Source organism: Streptomyces sp. Ru71 (assembly GCF_002920535.1).
In the GTDB taxonomy this organism is placed as follows: Bacteria; Actinomycetota; Actinomycetes; order Streptomycetales; family Streptomycetaceae; genus Streptomyces.
Map to the genome: position 1 here is coordinate 24998 of NZ_PQSS01000021.1, position 17807 is coordinate 42804.

The window sequence follows — 17807 nt, forward strand, 5'->3', positions numbered from 1 at the left end:
CATCCCTGCCATGACCATGACCGAAGTCGGCAGGGCGAGAGAAAGGTTCTGTGTGTTAAAGCGAGCTTTCACCGTGGCCGGACTCGTCGTCGCGGCAGCAGTCACACCCCTGGTCACCGCAGCGCCGGCGTCCGCTTCCATCGCGCAGTGCACCGACATTTTGAACAACTACGGTTACCGGGTCGGCGCCAAGGTCACCAACGCCTGTAGCTGGCCCGCCGTCACCCTCTACGGCCAGCGTCAGCCCAACCCGAACTGCATCACGCCCCTCGTCGGTCTCGGGGTGAAGTACAGCCACGCCAAAACAGCTTGCGAGTGGGCATGAACAACCCCCGGCGTAAGTTCCCGGACTGAACAGTCCGGGTCAAGCGCGTACGAGAAGGGCGCCCGGCGGATATCCGTCGGGCGCCCTTTCGTATCTCGCCTTGCCTTATGCCGACTTCTGTTCGCCCGTGCCGCGGCCGCGGGCCTCCCTGGGGATCAGGGTCGGGTTGACGTTGGAGTGGACGACGTCTGCGGTGATGACGACTCGGGCCACGTCCTTGCGGGAGGGGACCTCGTACATCACCGACATCAGGACCTCCTCCATGATGGCGCGCAGGCCGCGCGCGCCGGTCTGGCGGAGGATGGCCTGGTCGGCGATGGCCTCCAGGGCCTCGCGCTCGAAGTCCAGCTCCACGCCGTCGAGTTCGAACAGGCGCTGGTACTGCTTGACCAGGGCGTTGCGCGGCTCGACCAGGATCTTCAGGAGCGCCTCGCGGTCCAGGTTGTGGACGCTGGTGATCACCGGCAGACGGCCGATGAACTCCGGGATCATGCCGAACTTGACCAGGTCCTCCGGCATGACGTCCTCGAACTGGTCCTTGGACTCCAGCTCCCGCTTGGAGCGGATCGTCGCGCCGAAGCCGATGCCCTTGGCACCCGCCCGGGACTCGATGATCTTCTCCAGGCCGGCGAACGCGCCGCCCACGATGAACAGCACGTTCGTCGTGTCGATCTGGATGAACTCCTGGTGCGGGTGCTTGCGTCCGCCCTGCGGGGGCACCGAGGCCGTGGTGCCTTCGAGGATCTTCAGCAGGGCCTGCTGCACGCCCTCACCGCTCACGTCACGCGTGATCGACGGGTTTTCGCTCTTCCGGGCGACCTTGTCGATCTCGTCGATGTAGATGATCCCGGTCTCGGCCTTCTTGACGTCGTAGTCGGCCGCCTGGATCAGCTTGAGCAGGATGTTCTCGACGTCCTCGCCGACATAGCCCGCCTCCGTCAGCGCGGTCGCGTCGGCGATCGCGAACGGGACGTTCAGCATGCGGGCCAGGGTCTGCGCGAGCAGCGTCTTGCCGGAGCCCGTGGGGCCCAGCAGCAGGATGTTGGACTTGGCCAGCTCGATCGCGTCCTCGCGGCTGCCGCCGCCGTTCTCGCCGGCCTGGACCCGCTTGTAGTGGTTGTACACCGCGACGGAGAGGGCCTTCTTGGCCGCCTCCTGGCCCACCACGTAGCCCTCAAGGAACTCGTAGATCTCGCGGGGCTTGGGGAGCTCCTCCCAGCGCACCTCGCTGGTCTCGGCGAGCTCCTCCTCGATGATCTCGTTGCAGAGATCGATGCACTCGTCGCAGATGTACACACCGGGGCCTGCGATGAGCTTCTTGACCTGCTTCTGGCTCTTGCCGCAGAACGAGCACTTGAGCAGATCGCCGCCGTCACCGATGCGTGCCACGGTGTGCTTCCCCTTCGCCTGGGAGACGCCTGGACGTCAACGTCCAGCGGCTCCTGGTGCTGCCTTATGTCCGACGGTACCTTGCCGAGCCCCCCGTTCGGGCCCCCCTTGGCACGGTTCACTTCCACGGGAACCGTGCGCGCGCCGTGCCAAGGGGCGGCAGACGATACAGGTCCGAAGACCCTGCAGCGTCAGCGGACCGCCGCGTTGTTCATCTTCCGGGTGGAGATGATCTGGTCGATCAGGCCGTACTGGAGCGCGTCCTCGGCCGTGAGGATCTTGTCGCGCTCGATGTCCTCGCGGATCTTCTCGATCGGCGTGGTGGAGTGCTTGGCCAGCATCTCCTCCAGCTGCGAGCGCATCCGCAGGATCTCGTTCGCGGCGATCTCCAGGTCGGAGACCTGACCGCGGCCGGTCTCGCTGTACGGCTGGTGGATCAGCACGCGGGCGTTCGGCAGCGCCATGCGCTTGCCCGGCGTACCGGCGGCGAGCAGGACGGCCGCGGCGGAGGCCGCCTGGCCCATGCAGACCGTCTGGATGTCGGGCTTCACGAACTGCATCGTGTCGTAGATCGCCGTCAGCGCCGTGAAGGAGCCGCCGGGGCTGTTGATGTAGACCGAGATGTCCCGGTCGGGGTCCATCGACTCCAGGCACAGCAGCTGCGCCATGACGTCGTTGGCGGAGGCGTCGTCGATCTGGACGCCCAGGAAGATCACGCGCTCCTCGAAGAGCTTCGCGTACGGGTCGTACTCGCGGATGCCCTGGGAGGTGCGCTCGACGAAGCGCGGGATGACGTAGCGGGATTCGGCCGTGGGGCCGGTGTACTCGGCGCGCGTGCGGTCGTAGAGGCCGCTGCCGGGGAAGTCGTTCACGGTGTCTCCTGAAAAGGGCTGGGGCGGTGGCTGGGGCGGGCGAGGGGGCCGGTGGGCCTGGAGGGGCCACCCGGCGCCGTACGGGCGTTGTACGGGCCTGTGGGGCCCGTTACGCCGCCCCGGTACCGCCGCCGCCCGGCATGCCGGCGGCCGTGGCGATCACGTCGTCGATCAGGCCGTAGGTCTTGGCCTCGTAGGCGTCGAACCAGCGGTCGCGGTCCGAGTCACGGGTGATCTGCTCCACCGTCTGGCCGGTGTGCAGGGCCGTGAGCTCCGCCATGCGCTTCTTGGTGTGCAGCAGCCGCTCGGCGTGGATCTTGATGTCCGAGGCCGAACCGGCCAGACCGGCCGACGGCTGGTGGATCAGGATCTCGGCGTTCGGCAGCGCGAAGCGCTTGCCGGGGGTGCCCGCGCTGAGCAGGAACTGGCCCATCGACGCGGCCAGGCCCATGGCGATCGTCACCACGTCGTTCTTGATGTACTGCATGGTGTCGTAGATCGCCATGCCGGCCGTGATCGAACCGCCGGGGCTGTTGATGTACAGGTAGATGTCCTTGTCCGGGTCGGCGGCAAGGAGCAGCAGCTGTGCGGTGATCTTGTTCGCGATGTCGTCGTCGACCGGCTGGCCGAGGAAGATGATCCGCTCGTTGAGCAGCCGGTTGTAGACATGGTCGCCGAGGCCACCGCCGATGGAGGGCTCGCCGGCGGCGGAGGGCATCAGATTCGTCACGTATCCACCTGCTCGTCTTACGACGGCGCCGGGCCGTCTCACGTTTCCCTGCGGGGCTTGGAGCCGTTCGGGGACTCCACTGCCCTCGTATTCATGGACCCTAACGCGCGGGTCCCTTCGGGGAATCCCGGGAATGGTGGTGTTCGCCGGGGGCGTAGCGCGGGCGCCTCCGGCGGATGGGCCGTTTCGGTTCGTGGGGGGGTGGCGAAGGCTGTCGCCGGGCCGCGGGTGGTGTGCGGCTGATCGCGCAGTTCCCCGCGCCCCTTTGGTGGGCCGCCCCGGCCGGTATGCGGACGGGCCCCCGGGAAAGATCCCAGGGGCCCGTCGTACGTGCGTCAGAGGTGCCGCAGGGCTGCTCAGCCCTCGGTCTTCTCCTCGGTGGCCTCGGTGGTCTCGGCGGCGGCCTGAGTGGCCTCCTCCTCGTCCTCCTCGTCGTCCAGGTCGATGATCTCGCCGTTGGTGTCCTTCACCGTGGCGGCCTCGACGACCAGGGCCAGGGCCTTGCCGCGGGCGACCTCGCCGACCAGCAGCGGAACCTGGCCGCCCTCGACGACGGCCTGGGCGAACTGGTCGGGGGACATGCCGGAGGAGGCGGCACGGCGCATGAGGTGCTCGGTGAGCTCCTCCTGGTTGACGTTGAGCTTCTCGCGCTTGGTGAGCTCGTCGAGCACGAACTGGGTCTTGATGCCCTTGACCGCGGCCTCGCGGGTCTCGTTCTCGAACTCCTCGGCGGTCTTGCCCTGGAGCTCCAGGTACTTGTCGAGGGTGAGGCCCATCTGGCCGAGCTGGTGGTGCTCCAGGTTGTGCTTACGAGTGTTGATCTCGTCTTCGAGCAGCTTCTCGGGGACCGGCACCTCGACGAGCTCCAGCAGCTTCTCCAGGACGCGCTCCTGGGCCTGCGTGGCCTGGTCGAACTGCTTCATGTTCTGCAGGCGCTTGCGGCTGTCGGCCTTCAGCTCCTCCAGGGTGTCGAACTCGGAGGCGAGCTGCGCGAAGTCGTCGTCCAGCTCGGGCAGTTCGCGGGCGGCGACCTGGGTGACCTTGACGGTGACCTCGGCCTCCTTGCCGGCCGCGGAGCCGCCCTTGAGCTCGGAGGTGAAGGTGGCCTCCTCGCCGGCGGACAGGCCCTTGACGGCGTCGTCGATGCCGTCGAGCAGCTCGCCCGAGCCGATCGTGTAGGAGACGCCGTTGGCGACGCCGTCCTCCAGGACCTCGCCGTCGACCTTGGCCTCAAGGTCGACGGTCACGACGTCGCCGTCCTCGGCGGCACGCTCGACCGGGGTGGTGGAGGCGAACCGCTCACGCAGCTGCTCCACGGACTTCTCGACGTCCTCGTCGGTCACCTCGACGGCGTCGACCTCGACCTCGATGGAGGAGAAGTCCTCGGGGAGCTCCAGGGCGGGACGGACGTCGACCTCGGCGGTGAAGTTCAGCGTCTCGCCGTCCTTCAGCTCGGTGATGTCGACCTCGGGCTGGCCCAGCACGGAGAGCTCGGCCTCGTTGACCGCCTCCGTGTAGAACTTCGGAAGCGCGTCGTTGACGGCCTCCTCAAGCACGGCGCCCCGACCGAACCGCTGGTCGATGACCCGGGCCGGGATCTTGCCCTTGCGGAAGCCCTTCACCGTGACCTGCTGGTTGATCTTCTTGTACGCCGCGTCGAGGCTGTCCTTGAGCTCCTCGAAGGGCACCTCGACAGTGAGCCGAACCCGGGTCGGGTTCAGGGTCTCCACGGCGCTCTTCACGGTTCGGTCTCCTTGTGGCTGACTTCTCGGATTCAGCCGGGGCCAGAGCGGCTCCGGCGGATTTCGCCGCCCGGGAGGACTGCAGTGTGAGACACACGGGCGCGCAGCTTGCATAGTAACCGCAGGCGGTGAACGGCCCAAAAGGCGATCACCCGAGTCGCCCGCCGCGCGATCACGCGGGTGCGCGCCGCGATCATGCAGGTGACCGGGCGCGTGATCGCGCGAAGTGGTGGTGCAGTGGTCGGGGTGGCGGGATTTGAACCCACGGCCTTCCGCTCCCAAAGCGGACGCGCTACCAAGCTGCGCCACACCCCGTCTGGTGCGACACGTAGGGTACATGCCCGCAGGCAGTAAGGCTGCCGCATTGCCGCGGGCGTCCGGGGGGCGTCCCGGGGGCGCGGGGGGGCGCGGCGCCGCGCCCGGAGGGCCGCACACGTCGGACGGGGTGTGCGACGAGGGGCGCCGACCCGCTACGATGCCTTGCAGTGCCGCGGCCGTTACCGCCTGCGGCGCGTTGTGTGCGGGCGTAGCTCAATGGTAGAGCCCCAGTCTTCCAAACTGGCTACGCGGGTTCGATTCCCGTCGCCCGCTCTGTACGACTCAGGCCCAGGTGAGGCGGGTTTCCCCGCTCCCTGGGCCTGAGTCGTCCCGGGTGCGATCAGTCCTGGTGACCGTGCTCGGCGAGGATCTTGTCGATGCGGGCGCGGTGGGCCTCCTGCCAGGCGTCCAGGGATTGCGCGGCCTCCTTCGCCAGGCGGGCGCGGGCCGCGTCCAGCACCTCTTCGCGCCGGTCACGGGGTACGACGACGACGCCCTCCTCGTCGGCGACCACGACGTCGCCGGGGTGCACCTCGACGCCGCCGCACCGCACCGGGACGCCGAGCGGCTCGACGGCCTCCTTGGTGCCGGGGATCGGGATGACACCGCGGGCGAACACGGGGAAGCCGAGCTGCCGGGCCTCGGCGACGTCCCGGATGACCCCGTCCAGGACGAAACCGGCGATGCCCCGGCGCTGTGCGACCGCGCAGACGTTTCCGCCGGCCAGGGCGTGGTCGACGTCGCCGGACTCGACGACGACGACCGATCCCGCCGGAGCGCGGTGGATGGCGGCGTGCAGCATGAGGTTGTCGCCGGGGCGGCACCGCACGGTGAACGCCGGACCGGCCAGTCGTGGCATCGGGGCCCACAGGGGCCGGATGCCGATGTCCATGACCTGCTCACGGCCGAGGAGGTCGGCGAGGGTGGTCGGGGGGATGTCCGGGAAGCCGGAGATCGCGTCGGTGTCGGTCATCCGGTCAGCCTGCCCGGACGATATCTCGACGTCAAGATAGTTCGGTCGCCACCACGGGCGCTGCCGCCACCCTCTGCGCCGCCAGGCCCCGGCGCCCGGCGCCTCAGAAGCTGATCGAGTTGATCGTTTCCGCTATCGAGTTCAGGAAGCGGTTGATCGAGGGCGCCATCCCCGTGGAGGCGAGGAAGAAGCCGAAGAGGATGGCGACGATGGCGGGTCCCGCCTTGATCGACCCTCCCCGGATCAGCACCACCAGGATGATCGCCAACAGCAGCACCACTGACAGTGAAATGGCCACAACAGATCACACCCTAGGTCGGTCCGCTCTCCCGGCCCGGGGGTGCTACCCCGCACACCCCCGCCGGGAACCATCGTGCCACCAACCGCGTGGTCCGAAGCCGTACGTGACGCCTCGTCGGGCGGGCCGGCGGGTGTCCGGAACGGTGCGTTCAGCCTGCCCATATGGGGGAGTTTGGACGTCATTATCCAGGACATTTCGGGCTGTTGGTGTGGCGCGGGAACCGCGTTAGGGTGCCGCGAATGGTCAAGCAGCGCGACTCCTTCTTCGACAACGCCAAATACCTGGCCATCGTGCTCGTGGCGATCGGCCACACCTGGGCGCAGATGATGGACGACAGCCGCGTCGTGGAGAGCGCGTACCGGGTCGTGTACACGTTCCACATGCCGGCGTTCGTCGTCATCTCCGGTTATTTCTCCCGGAGTTTCGACATGCGCCCGGACCGGCTCAGGCGCCTGGTGACCGGCGTCCTGGTGCCGTACGTCGTCTTCGAGACCGCCTACGAGCTGTTCAAGGACGTCGCCGACCGGCCCGATCCGGAGATCAGCCTGCTGGACCCCAGCTATCTGATGTGGTTCCTCGCGGCCCTGTTCGTGTGGCGGCTCACCACGCCCCTGTGGCAGCAGGTGCGCCGGCCGCTCCCGCTCGCCGTCGGCATCGCCATGCTGGCGAGCGTGAGCCTGAGCATCGGCTCCGACTTCGACCTGCAGCGTGTGCTGCAGTTCCTGCCGTACTTCGTGCTCGGCCTGTGCCTGCGGCCCGAGCACTTCCGGATGGTGCGCCGCCGCGCGGTGCGGATCGCGGCGGTCCCGGTCGCCCTGGCCGCCCTCGCGGTCGCCTGGTGGTCGGTGCCGCGCATGAACGGCGGCTGGTTCTACCGGCAGTCGGCGGCGCAGGACCTGGGGGCGCCCTGGTGGTGCGGCCCGGTGATGACGCTGGCCTCGATCGCCTGCGCGCTGGTGCTGACGGCCTGCTTCCTCGCCTGGGTGCCGGGCCGCCGCCTGTGGTGCACGACACTCGGCGCGGGCACCATCACCGGCTATCTGCTGCACGGCTTCCTGGTGAAGTTCGCCCTCTACCGGGGCTGGTTCGACCAGGGCTGGGTGCACCGCCCGCTCGGCGCGCTCGCCGTGACGGTGCTCGCGGCCGCCGCCGTCACGCTGCTGTGCACGCCGCCGGTGCGACGGGCGCTCAAGTGGGTGACCGAGCCGAGGATGGCGTGGGCGTTCCGCCCGGACCCCGCCGCCGAGGCCCGGGCCCGCGAGCACACCGCGCGGCCGGCGGCCCGGGAGCGGGTGACCGCCTAGGCCGGCTCCCGCAGCCCCAGCAGGGCGCGCATGCGGGCGTACTTCGCGGTCAGGCGGGCCCGGGTCGCCGGGTCCAGGACGGCGAGGCGGGCCGGGTCGGCGTTGTGCGCGAGGTCGGCCTCCTTGACCAGCAGCGCGCCCTCGGTGGCGAGGATGCGCCCGGCGTACTCCTGCGGGGACTCCCCCGACCGCTTGGTCAGAGCCCGCACGATGTCCTTGGTACGGCCGCTCAGCGCGGCCTCGGACAGCCACCGCTCGGACAGCGCGTCGTCCTCGACGGCGTCGTGCAGCCAGGCCGCCGCGATCTGCTCGGCGTCGCCGCCCCGCGCGCGGACCCCCTCGGCGACGGCCTGGAGGTGCTCGGCGTAGGGCCGGCCCGCCTTGTCGGTCTGCCCGGCGTGGGCGGCGCGGGCGAGGGTCTCGACTTCCGTCAGGGTGAGCACCGGACCTCCCGGGCTGTCAGTGGGCGGAGGACGCGGTCGGGCCCTCGCGGCAGATCAGGAGCAGGGCGCGGTCGTCGTTGACGTCCTTGGCGACCGCCTCGATCAGATGCCAGGCGGCGCCCTCGAAACCGGCGGCGACATAGCGGTCGGCCTCGCCGGTGAGGCGGTCGATGCCCTCGACGATGTCCCGGTCGGAGGTCTCGACCAGGCCGTCGGTGAACAGCATCAGCACGTCACCGGGGCGCAGGGTGCCCTTGACCGGGTCGAACTGGGCGCCGTCGTAGACGCCCAGCAGCGGGCCCTCGGCGGCCTTCTCCTCCCAGCGGCCGGTGCCCGCGCTGAGCTGCAGCCCGGGCGGGTGGCCCGCGGAGTACAGCTCGTAGTCGCCGGAGTCGAGGTCGAGGACGAGGTGGATGGAGGTGGCGAAGCCCTCGTCCCAGTCCTGGCGCAGCAGATAGCCGTTGGCGGCCGGCAGGAAGGCGTGCGGGGGCAGGGAGCCGAGCAGTCCGCCGAAGGCGCCCGACAGCAGCAGGGCGCGCGAGCCGGCGTCCATGCCCTTGCCGGAGACGTCGGTGAGGACGACCTCCAGGGTGCGGCCGCCGCCGGTGCGGGCGGCGACCACGAAGTCGCCGGAGAAGGACTGCCCGCCGGCCGGGCGCAGCGCCATCTCCTGGTGCCAGCCGCGCGGCAGCGGGGGCAGCTTGCTCTGCACCCGGATGCGTTCGCGCAGGTCGAACAGCATGGTGCCGCCGCGCCGCCAGGGCACGCCGACCCGGCTGCGGAACTGGGCGATCAGCAGCCCGACGAACCCGCACGCGGCGACCACCAGCACGACACCCGGGGTGACCCGGCTCGGGCCCTCGGTGTACGGGCCGAGCCACACCGACTCCACGATCAGCGCGGTGGCGGCGGCCGCGTACAGGCCGAGCAGGCTCGCCGGGCGCAGCAGCAGGCCGCCCGCGACGATGGGCAGGACCAGCGCGGCCGGCGTGAACCACACCGAGTTGGCCAGGGTCAGCGCGGCGATGAGCGGGATGGTGAGGAAGAGACCGGCCAGCGCGATCCAGTCCGAGCCGTCCCCGCGGAAGTAGTCGACGGCGGATCGGCGCAGGCCGACGCGGGCCCGGTGCCACTGCATCTTCCACCGGGCCGTGAACGTCTCGGCCGCCGTGCGCCGCTCTCGTCGTACTGCCATTGGTTGGGGACCCTATCCATCGGCTCGGCTGCTTGGCACGGGAGGTCCCACTTGTCCCCCGTCCGAGGCCCCTTTTCTCAGGGGGTTCTCAGTGAACGGCACCGGGGGCGCGGGTGCGGCACAGAGGGAGAAATTCCCTCGCTGGTCCCGGTGTGGCCCTGATAGGCATGGTTCATGGCGACTGTGGCGAGCGATGCGACGGGCCCTTCGACCGAGCTGCGGGTGCTGCGGCCGGGCGACTGGGAGCGGTGGTACGACACCTTGCTGCGCGCCTTCGGCGGGGCGACGGAGTCGGACGAGGAGCGCGCGCTGTGGCGGGAGCTCACCGAGTACGACCGCTGCCTGGCCGCCTGGGAGGGGGGCGCGGTGGTGGGGACGGCGGGGGCGTTCTCCTTCCGGATGACGGTGCCCGGCGGGGCGCCGGTGCCGGCGGCGGGCGTCACCATGGTGAGCGTGGCCGCCACGCACCGGCGGCGCGGTGTCCTGACGTCGATGATGCGGCGGCAGCTGGAGGACGTACGGCGCCGGGGGGAGCCGCTGGCGGTGCTCTGCGCGTCCGAGCCGGCGATCTACGGCCGGTTCGGGTACGGCGCGGCGACGGTCCACTTCAGCGCGCGGATCGACACCGCCCGGGTGTCGCTGTCCGTGCCCGACGGCACCGGCGACGTACGGCTGCGGTACGCCGAGCCGGGCGAGGTGCTGCGGGAGTGCGAGGCGGTCTACGCCCGGCTGGTGCCCGGGCGGCCCGGGATGCTGGCGCGGCACCGGCCCGGCTGGGAGCGGGTCGGGCTGCTGGACCCGGAGAGCGAGCGGGACGGGGCGTCGGCGCTGCAGTGCGTGCTCGCCGAACGCGGCGGTGAGGTCGTGGGGTTCGCCCGGTACCGGGTGAAGCTGGACTGGGGGCCGAGCGGGCACGACGGCACGGTGCGGCTGGAGGAGCTGTACGGGCTGGACCCGGCGGCGCAGGCCGCGCTGTGGCGGTTCCTGTTCGAGATGGACCTGACGTCGACGCTGGTGGTGCGGGGGCGGCCGGTGGACGAGGCGTGGCAGTACCAGGTGTCGGACATCCGGCGCTGTCTGCCGCGCCTGCGCGACCAGCTGTACGTACGGCTGGTGGACGTCGGGGCGGCGCTGGCCGCGCGGACGTATCTGACGCCGGTGGACGTGGTGCTGGAGGTGTCCGACGCCTTCTGCCCCTGGAACGAGGGGCGTTGGCGGCTGACCGGGGACGCCAAGGGCGCCTCCTGCGAGCGGACCTCGGACGCGGCGGATCTGGCCCTGTCGGTACGGGAGTTGGGCGCGGCGTATCTGGGCGGCGTGCCGCTCACGGCGCTGGCGGCGGCCGGACGGGTGCGCGAGCTGCGCGGCGGGGCACTGGCGGAGGCGTCGGTGGCGTTCGGCTCGACACTCGCGCCGTGGCTGCCGCACGGGTTCTAGGCGGCCGGCGTTGTCCCGGGCGGGCGGCGCCGGCCGTCCGCGTGGGCCGGTGTCAGCGGTTCTGGCAGGTGGGGCACCAGAAGAGGTTGCGGGCGGCGAGGTCGGCCGTGCGGATCTCGTCGCCGCAGAGGTGGCAGGGCTGGTTCGCCCGGCGGTAGACGTAGACCTCGCCGCCGTGGTCGTCCACGCGGGGTGGGCGGCCCATGGCCTCGGGGGTGTGCTCGGGGCGGACCGTGTCGATCCGGTTGACCCGGACGCCCTCGCGCATGAGGGCGACCAGGTCGGTCCACATCGCCCGCCACTCGGCCGGGGTGATGTCCCGGCCCGCGCGGTAGGGATCGATGCCGTGCCGGAAGAGGACCTCGGCGCGGTAGACGTTGCCGACGCCGGCGATGACCTTCTGGTCCATCAGCAGGGCGGCGACGGTGGTGCGGCTGCGCGAGATCCGGGCGTACGCCGCGTCCGGGTCGGCGTCGTCGCGCAGCGGGTCGGGGCCGAGGCGGGCGTGGATCGCCTGCTTCTCGGCGTCCGTGATCAGGGCGCAGGTGGTGGGGCCGCGCAGGTCGGCGTACGACGTGTCGTTCGCCAGGCGCAGCCGGACCGTGTCGGTGGGCGGCGGTGCCGGCGCGTCACCGATGGCGACCTTGCCGAACAGGCCGAGGTGGATGTGCACCCAGTCGGTGTCGCGGAAGCCCAGGAAGAGGTGCTTGCCGTGGGCCTCGGTGGCGGTGAGGACGGCGCCGTCCAGCAGATCGGCGGCGTCGGAGAACTTGCCCTGGGGGCTGGTGACCCGTGGGCCGGTGCCGAAGAAGCGGCCGGCGTAGTCCTGCGCCAGCCGGTGGATCGTGTGCCCCTCCGGCACGGTTCCTGTTCCTTTCCAGCCCCCTCGGGGCGCGTCAGTCCTGCTGCGGGTGGTGGGCCGGGATCGGCGGGAGGTCGCCCGTCGTCTCGTAGGACGCCAGCATGTCGATGCGGCGGATGTGGCGCTCGTCGCCGGAGAACGGCGTGTTCAGGAAGACCTCGACGAACTTGGTCGCCTCTTCCTGGGTGTGCATACGGGCGCCGACCGCGACCACGTTGGCGTTGTTGTGCTGGCGGCCGAGCGCCGCCGTCTCCTCGCTCCAGGCGAGGGCCGCCCGCACGCCCTCGACCTTGTTCGCGGCGATCTGCTCGCCGTTGCCGGAGCCGCCGATCACGATGCCGAGGGAGCCGGGGTCCGCCACGGTGCGCTCGGCCGCGCGCAGGCAGAAGGGCGGGTAGTCGTCCTGGGCGTCGTAGATGTGCGGGCCGCAGTCGACGGGGTCGTGACCCGCCGCCTTCAGCCATTCGACGAGGTGGTTCTTGAGTTCGAAGCCGGCATGGTCCGAGCCGAGATACACGCGCATGGGACGAGTGTGACATGCGCGCCGACCGGCGGCAGGACGGGGTGCCGGCGCACCCGCTCACCGGTTTGCGGCCGCACCGCCGGGCCTGGCGGTCTGCACGAAGCGTGTATGCAACACTACAGAAGCTCAGGAAAACCTCAAGTAACGATCCGGATTCAAAGGTTCCCGAATTCCGTTGCCTCGGATTCACTGGTCCGACTCGTACACCACTCGTACGGGATGTGGATCAGAACAGATCACGCGGCGCAAAGGAATTCCGTCCCAATGACCTCGCAGCCGTCCCTGAAGCAGGCCGGACACGGCCCGCAGAGCCCCGGTGCCCCCGGCGACCCCGGATCCGGGCTCCAGGCAGGACTCAAGAACCGTCACCTTTCCATGATCGCCATCGGCGGTGTCATCGGAGCCGGACTCTTCGTCGGGTCCAGCTCCGGTATCGCCACCGCCGGGCCGGGCATCCTGCTCTCCTACGCACTCGTCGGCACGCTCGTGGTGCTGGTGATGCGCATGCTGGGCGAGATGTCGGCCGCCAACCCGACCTCCGGTTCCTTCTCCGCCCACGCCGACCGCGCGCTCGGCCCCTGGGCCGGCTTCTCCATCGGCTGGCTCTACTGGTTCTTCTGGGTCGTCGTGCTCGCCGTCGAGGCGACCGCCGGCGCGAAGATCCTCGAAGGCTGGATCCCGGCCGTGCCCCAGTGGGGCTGGGCCCTGATCGTGATGGTGGTGCTCACCGCCACCAACCTCGTCTCCGTCGGCTCCTACGGCGAGTTCGAGTTCTGGTTCGCCGGCATCAAGGTCGTCGCCATCGGCGCGTTCATCGTCATCGGCGGTCTCGCCGTGTTCGGTGTGCTGCCGGGCGTGCACAGCGACCAGGCGAGCCTGTCCAACCTCACCGCGCACGGCGGCTTCCTGCCCAACGGGCCCGGCGCGATCCTCACCGGTGTGCTGCTCGTCGTCTTCTCCTTCATGGGCAGCGAGATCGCCACGCTGGCGGCCGGTGAGTCGGAGGACCCGCAGCGGGCCGTCACCAAGTCGACCAACAGCATCATCTGGCGCATCGGCGTCTTCTACCTCGGCTCCATCCTCGTCGTCGTCACCCTGCTGCCCTGGGACAGCAAGGCGATCGCCGAGAAGGGCTCCTACGTCGCCGCGCTGGACTCGCTCGGAATCCCGCACGCCGGTCAGATCATGAACTTCATCGTGCTAACCTCGGTGCTGTCCTGTCTCAACTCCGGCCTGTACACGGCCTCCCGGATGGCCTTCTCGCTCGGCCGGCGCGGCGACGCGCCGAAGGGCTTCGCGCGCACCACCGCCCGTGGTGTGCCGCAGACGGCGATCCTGGTGTCGGTGGCGTTCGGGTTCGTCGCGGTGTTCTTCAACTACAAGTTCCCGGACACCGTGTTCCTCTTCCTGCTCAACTCCTCCGGTGCGGTCGCGCTGTTCGTGTGGCTCGTCATCTGCTTCTCGCAGCTGCGCATGCGGAAGATCATCCAGGCGGAGGCGCCGGAGAAGCTCGTCGTGAAGATGTGGCTGTACCCGTACCTGACGTACGCGTCGGCCGCGCTGATCGTCTTCGTGCTGGGCTACATGCTCACCGACACCGAGCACGACGGCCGGGAGACCGTGCTGCTGTCGCTGGGCGTGGCGGCGGTCGTGCTCGTCATCGCCTTCGCCAAGCAGAAGCTCGGGGGCGGACACCGGGAGGCCGTGGAGGCGGCGCCCGACACGGCCGTGCCGGTCTCCTCCGACACGCGCGGATAACCTGACGGCGGCTGTCAGGTCCCGCGGTCAGGATCGTCCCCATGGACTCCACGACCGACCTGACACGACTGCCCGTCCACACACCCGGCGACCCCGCCTACGACGCGGAGGTCGCCGGGTTCCAGACCGGGTTCGCCCAGCGGCCGGACCTCGTCGTCACCGCCTCCGGCACCGACGACGTGGTCGCGGCCGTTCGGCATGCCGCCGCCCGGGGGCTGCCGGTGCGGGCGCAGGCGACCGGACACGGGCTGCCCGGGCCCGTCGAGGGCGGGATGCTCGTGACCACCTCGCGCATGGACCGGATCAGCGTCGACCCCGAGGCCCGCACGGTGCGGGTGGCGGCGGGCGTGCGCTGGGGCCAGGTGGTGGCGGCCGCCGCCCCGCACGGTCTGGCCCCGCTGAACGGCTCGGCTCCGTCCGTCGGCGTCGTCGGCTACACGCTGCGCGGCGGACTCGGCATCCTGGCCCGGCGGTTCGGCTACGCCGCCGACCATGTGCGCTCCCTCGACGTGGTCACCGGCGACGGCACACAGCGCCACGTCACACCCGGGGACGACCTGTACTGGGCCCTGCTCGGCGGCGGGGGCGGCCTCGGCGTCGTCACCGGCCTGGAGATCGGTCTGGTACCGGTGCGCACCCTGTACGGCGGCTCGCTCGCCTTCGACGGGCGGCAGGTGGACCCGGCGGCGGTGCTGCGCGCCTACGAGGCGTGGACGCGGACCGTGCCCGACGGGCTGACCTCGTCCTTCGCCGCCGTACCGTATCCGGACCTGCCCGCCCTGCCGCCGGCGCTGCGCGGGCGGTACGTGGTGTCGGTGCGGGTCGCGTACACCGGGGACGACGGGGAGCGGCTCACCGCGCCGCTGCGGCAGATCGGGCCGGTGCTGTCCGACTCGCTGCGGGTGATGCCGTACTCCGACAGCCACACCATCCACAGCGACCCGGACTTTCCGCACGCCTACTACGGGGACAGCGCGGTCCTTCGGGAGCTGGACGTCCAGGCGGCCGCCGAGGTGCTGACCCGTACCGGTCCGGACGCCGGCGGACCCATGTGCGTCGTGCAGATCAACCATCTGGGCGGCGCACTCGCCGCGCCCGCGCCGAACGCCGTCCCGTGGCGCGAAGGGCGGTTCCTGCTGCGGCTGTTGACCGTCGGTGAGCGGGAGGCCGCCCGTGCCCTGCTCGACCCGGCCTTCGCCCTCCTCGCCCCGCACACCCTCGGCCGCGCACCGGGCTTCGCCTTCGGCGCCGGGGACCGCACGGACGGGCTGTACGACGCCGAGACGGCGAAGAGGCTCGCCGGACTGCGGTCGACGTACGACCCGGCGAGCCTCCTGCGGAACTAGGGCGTGTTCAGCCCCGGTTGGCGAACTTCCAGGCGGTGGGCAGGACGCCCATCGCCAGCGCCGCCTTGAGGGCGTCGCCGAGCAGGAACGGGGTGAGGCCCGCCGCGATCGCCGCGGAGGCGGACATGTGGGCGGCCACAGCCAGGTACGGCACGCCGACGGCGTAGATGATCGCCTCGCCGAGGATCATCGTGCCGGCCGTGCGCCAGACGTTGCGGTCGGCGCCGCGGCGGGCCAGCGCGCCCACCACGGTGGAGGCGAGCAGCATGCCGAAGACGTAGCCGAGGGACGGCATGCTCGCGCCCGAGGTGCCCTGGGCGAACCACGGCACGCCCGCCATGCCGGCCAGCGCGTACAGGGCGAGGGCGAGGAAGCCGCGGCCGGCGCCGAGCGCGGTGCCCACGAGCAGCGCGGCGAAGGTCTGGCCGGTCACCGGGACCGGGGAGCCGGGCACCGGGACGGAGAGCTGGGCCGCGAGGCCGGTGAGCGCGGCGCCGCCGAGCACGAGGGCCGCGTCGCGGACGCGGGAGGAGGGCAGCAGGTCGGCGAGGACCTGTCCGGTGCGGGCCGGGCTGACGGCAGCGGTGCTCATGAGGACTCCGCGGGGGGTCGGGACGGTTCGGGACACCGTGACGCTATCCCAGCGCCCTGGAGCCGATCACCATCAGCGCTCGACAAAGGCCAGGACGGCGACTTGGTGGGCTTCGCACAACGAACGGCCCTGACACCCGGTGGGGCGTGACGCCGGTCACGCAGGCAGTGACGTCTTACTCACCTCGTCCCGTCCAGGCGGACTGTGGGATCCCGCCAAACGCCTCCGGGCGCCCTGGCCGGATCGCCGGGTCAGGGCCTACCCTTCCAGCCATGGTTGCCCAGGCCCGGTACTTCTCCTCGCGTCGCCATGTGGACCTGCGACGCGTGGGCGCGGCCATGTGTCACCGCCCGGTGTGAGGCGGGCGGGAGCGGCGGCTTCGGCGCGTCTCGATACGAGGACACGTGTCGGCCCCCTTCCCCGAGGAAGCGCATCGCCATGCCCCGTACCGCGGCACCCCCTTCCGCCCTGTCGGCCTCCCCGGTGCCCCGGGTCGCCGACCGCGACCGGCGCCGTACGAGCGCCAGCGTCGTCCTGCGCTCCGTGCTGGAGCACGGGCCGGTCGCGCGCAGCACCATCGCCCGGCTGACCGGGCTGTCCCCGGCGTCGGTGACGGACTACTGCGCCCGGTTCGCCGAGACGGGCCTGATCCGGGAGGCGGCCGTGCCCCGGCGCTCCGGCGGGGTGGGGCGTCCGCATGTGCCGGTCGACGTGGACACCGAGCGGTTCCTGGTGGCCGGGGTGCACATCGCCGTGCCGTACACCACGGTCGCGCTGCTGGATCTGCGCGGGCGGGTGGTGGCCCGGCGGGAGCTGAAGCACGAGGGGACCGATGCGGGCCGGGTGCTGGCGCGGGCCGCCGAGGGGCTCGCGGCGCTGCGCGCGGCCGTGCCGGGCCGGTGCCCGCTGGGGATCGGGGTGGCGGTCGGCGGGTGGGTGGACCGGGAGTCGGGCACCGTCGTCGAGCACGAGCTGCTGGGCTGGCGGGAGGTGCCGGTGCGGGAGGTGCTCGGGGCCCGCACGGGTCTGCCGGTCCATGTGGACGGCCACGCGCGGGCGTTGGTGGCGGCGGAGCGGCTGTTCGGGCGGGCCCGGGGGGCCGGCAGTGTGCTGCACCTGTTCGTCGGCAACGTGGTCGACGCGGCGTTCGCGACCCACGACGAGGTGCACCGCGGTCCGCGCTCGGCGGCCGGGGCGATCGCCCATCTGCCGGTGCCGGGCGGCAGCGAGCCGTGCGCCTGCGGCCGTACGGGCTGCCTGCAGGCCGAGTTGGGCGAGCGGACGCTGTGCCGGCGGGCGCGGGCGGCCGGGGTGACCGGTGTGGCGAACCCGATGCACGTGGTGGCCTCGGCGGCGGGCGGGGACGCGGTGGCCCGGCGGCTGCTGGTGGAGCGGGCCGCGGCCACCGGGCGGGCGGCCGGGCTGCTGCTGGACGTGCTGAACCCGGAGACGGTGGTGGTGACCGAGGTGGGTGTCATCCACTTCGAGGACTGCCTGGCCGCGCTGCGGGAGGCGGTCGGTCCGGCGCGCGCGGCGGATGTCCTGCCGTCGAGTTTCGCCGCCGATTCGGTGCTTGCGGTGGCGGGTGGTTCGGTGGTGCTCGACGCGTTGTTCCGGGACCCTCTGGGCGTTTCACCTGAGCTTATTTAATTCAGAAACTCCGAATGTTGACAGGGGTCGCTCATGGCCAGGAACAT

At 71.2% G+C, this 17807-nt stretch carries 17 protein-coding genes and 2 tRNA genes; 7 read left to right on the plus strand and 12 right to left on the minus strand.

The window, feature by feature from the left end; all coding sequences use genetic code 11:
• The first annotated feature begins 10 nt into the window (after positions 1 to 10).
• On the plus strand, positions 11 to 325 hold the full coding sequence (locus C3489_RS38360; RefSeq protein ID WP_146075321.1) for a hypothetical protein: 315 nt from the start codon (positions 11 to 13) through the stop codon (positions 323 to 325).
• Positions 326 to 430: 105 nt separating this feature from the next.
• Here C3489_RS38360 and clpX read toward each other — a convergent pair whose 3' ends face one another.
• The 5 genes from clpX to C3489_RS15415 form a co-directional block, all read right to left on the minus strand.
• Positions 431 to 1714, minus strand: a complete 1284-nt coding sequence (gene clpX / locus C3489_RS15395; protein ID WP_103782384.1) for an ATP-dependent Clp protease ATP-binding subunit ClpX — start codon at positions 1712 to 1714, stop codon at positions 431 to 433.
• Positions 1715 to 1905: 191 nt separating this feature from the next.
• Positions 1906 to 2586, minus strand: a complete 681-nt coding sequence (locus C3489_RS15400) for an ATP-dependent Clp protease proteolytic subunit (RefSeq protein WP_103782385.1) — start codon at positions 2584 to 2586, stop codon at positions 1906 to 1908.
• Positions 2587 to 2695: 109 nt separating this feature from the next.
• Positions 2696 to 3304 (minus strand): ATP-dependent Clp protease proteolytic subunit, encoded by a 609-nt coding sequence (locus C3489_RS15405; protein WP_181139682.1) that lies wholly within the window; start codon positions 3302 to 3304, stop codon positions 2696 to 2698.
• A 368-nt stretch (positions 3305 to 3672) separates the two neighbouring features.
• Positions 3673 to 5058: a trigger factor gene (tig, locus tag C3489_RS15410; RefSeq protein ID WP_181139681.1), complete on the minus strand. Its 1386-nt coding sequence runs from the start codon at positions 5056 to 5058 to the stop codon at positions 3673 to 3675.
• Positions 5059 to 5296: 238 nt separating this feature from the next.
• Positions 5297 to 5373 (minus strand) — tRNA-Pro (locus tag C3489_RS15415).
• 205 nt (positions 5374 to 5578) lie between these two features.
• Between C3489_RS15415 and C3489_RS15420 the strand changes: the two genes are divergently transcribed.
• A tRNA-Gly gene (locus C3489_RS15420) sits at positions 5579 to 5649 on the plus strand.
• A 67-nt stretch (positions 5650 to 5716) separates the two neighbouring features.
• On the opposite strand, the gene C3489_RS15425 is transcribed toward C3489_RS15420, so the two are convergent.
• Together C3489_RS15425 and C3489_RS15430 are read right to left on the minus strand one after the other, a co-directional pair.
• The gene (locus C3489_RS15425) at positions 5717 to 6349 is read right to left on the minus strand and encodes an RraA family protein (RefSeq protein WP_103782388.1); all 633 of its coding nucleotides are present in this window, start codon (positions 6347 to 6349) and stop codon (positions 5717 to 5719) included.
• 103 nt (positions 6350 to 6452) lie between these two features.
• On the minus strand, positions 6453 to 6647 hold the full coding sequence (locus C3489_RS15430; protein ID WP_026178055.1) for a hypothetical protein: 195 nt from the start codon (positions 6645 to 6647) through the stop codon (positions 6453 to 6455).
• A gap of 242 nt (positions 6648 to 6889) precedes the next feature.
• Between C3489_RS15430 and C3489_RS15435 the strand changes: the two genes are divergently transcribed.
• Entirely contained in the window at positions 6890 to 7954 is a 1065-nt protein-coding gene (locus C3489_RS15435) for an acyltransferase family protein (RefSeq protein ID WP_103782389.1), read from the plus strand.
• On the opposite strand, the gene C3489_RS15440 is transcribed toward C3489_RS15435, so the two are convergent.
• Positions 7951 to 8397 (minus strand): HD domain-containing protein, encoded by a 447-nt coding sequence (locus tag C3489_RS15440; protein ID WP_103782390.1) that lies wholly within the window; start codon positions 8395 to 8397, stop codon positions 7951 to 7953. The genes C3489_RS15435 and C3489_RS15440 overlap by 4 nt on opposite strands.
• Positions 8398 to 8413: 16 nt before the next feature.
• Positions 8414 to 9592, minus strand: coding sequence for a PP2C family protein-serine/threonine phosphatase (locus C3489_RS15445; RefSeq protein WP_103782391.1), 1179 nt, complete (start codon positions 9590 to 9592; stop codon positions 8414 to 8416).
• A 174-nt stretch (positions 9593 to 9766) separates the two neighbouring features.
• Here C3489_RS15445 and C3489_RS15450 point away from each other — a divergent pair, with 174 nt between their 5' ends.
• A complete protein-coding gene (locus tag C3489_RS15450; protein WP_103782392.1) occupies positions 9767 to 11029 on the plus strand; it encodes a GNAT family N-acetyltransferase in 1263 nt (420 codons plus the stop codon).
• Positions 11030 to 11081: 52 nt separating this feature from the next.
• Here the strand turns inward: C3489_RS15450 and C3489_RS15455 are convergent, their stop codons facing one another.
• On the minus strand, positions 11082 to 11891 hold the full coding sequence (locus C3489_RS15455; protein WP_103782393.1) for an Fpg/Nei family DNA glycosylase: 810 nt from the start codon (positions 11889 to 11891) through the stop codon (positions 11082 to 11084).
• A gap of 34 nt (positions 11892 to 11925) precedes the next feature.
• The gene (locus C3489_RS15460; protein WP_103782394.1) at positions 11926 to 12414 is read right to left on the minus strand and encodes a ribose-5-phosphate isomerase; all 489 of its coding nucleotides are present in this window, start codon (positions 12412 to 12414) and stop codon (positions 11926 to 11928) included.
• A 264-nt stretch (positions 12415 to 12678) separates the two neighbouring features.
• Here C3489_RS15460 and C3489_RS15465 point away from each other — a divergent pair, with 264 nt between their 5' ends.
• Positions 12679 to 14172 carry an amino acid permease gene (locus C3489_RS15465; RefSeq protein ID WP_103782395.1) on the plus strand — a complete coding sequence of 498 codons (1494 nt, stop codon included), beginning with the start codon at positions 12679 to 12681 and terminating at the stop codon, positions 14170 to 14172.
• Positions 14173 to 14213: 41 nt separating this feature from the next.
• Entirely contained in the window at positions 14214 to 15518 is a 1305-nt protein-coding gene (locus C3489_RS15470; RefSeq protein WP_103782396.1) for an FAD-binding oxidoreductase, read from the plus strand.
• A 7-nt stretch (positions 15519 to 15525) separates the two neighbouring features.
• Here the strand turns inward: C3489_RS15470 and C3489_RS15475 are convergent, their stop codons facing one another.
• A complete protein-coding gene (locus tag C3489_RS15475) occupies positions 15526 to 16110 on the minus strand; it encodes a biotin transporter BioY (protein ID WP_103782397.1) in 585 nt (194 codons plus the stop codon).
• A 438-nt stretch (positions 16111 to 16548) separates the two neighbouring features.
• Between C3489_RS15475 and C3489_RS15480 the strand changes: the two genes are divergently transcribed.
• The gene (locus C3489_RS15480) at positions 16549 to 17760 is read left to right on the plus strand and encodes an ROK family protein (RefSeq protein ID WP_103782398.1); all 1212 of its coding nucleotides are present in this window, start codon (positions 16549 to 16551) and stop codon (positions 17758 to 17760) included.
• Positions 17761 to 17807: the final 47 nt, after the last annotated feature.

Coding starts and splice junctions, on each gene's coding strand:
- C3489_RS15445 (WP_103782391.1), bottom strand. CDS start 9,592: ATGGCAGTACGACGAGAGCGGCGCACGGCGGCCGAGACGTTCACGGCC.
- C3489_RS15435 (WP_103782389.1), top strand. CDS start 6,890: ATGGTCAAGCAGCGCGACTCCTTCTTCGACAACGCCAAATACCTGGCC.
- C3489_RS15480 (WP_103782398.1), top strand. CDS start 16,549: ATGCCCCGTACCGCGGCACCCCCTTCCGCCCTGTCGGCCTCCCCGGTG.
- C3489_RS15425 (WP_103782388.1), bottom strand. CDS start 6,349: ATGACCGACACCGACGCGATCTCCGGCTTCCCGGACATCCCCCCGACC.
- C3489_RS38360 (WP_146075321.1), top strand. CDS start 11: ATGACCATGACCGAAGTCGGCAGGGCGAGAGAAAGGTTCTGTGTGTTA.
- C3489_RS15470 (WP_103782396.1), top strand. CDS start 14,214: ATGGACTCCACGACCGACCTGACACGACTGCCCGTCCACACACCCGGC.
- C3489_RS15450 (WP_103782392.1), top strand. CDS start 9,767: ATGGCGACTGTGGCGAGCGATGCGACGGGCCCTTCGACCGAGCTGCGG.
- C3489_RS15475 (WP_103782397.1), bottom strand. CDS start 16,110: ATGAGCACCGCTGCCGTCAGCCCGGCCCGCACCGGACAGGTCCTCGCC.
- C3489_RS15460 (WP_103782394.1), bottom strand. CDS start 12,414: ATGCGCGTGTATCTCGGCTCGGACCATGCCGGCTTCGAACTCAAGAAC.
- C3489_RS15405 (WP_181139682.1), bottom strand. CDS start 3,304: ATGCCCTCCGCCGCCGGCGAGCCCTCCATCGGCGGTGGCCTCGGCGAC.
- C3489_RS15465 (WP_103782395.1), top strand. CDS start 12,679: ATGACCTCGCAGCCGTCCCTGAAGCAGGCCGGACACGGCCCGCAGAGC.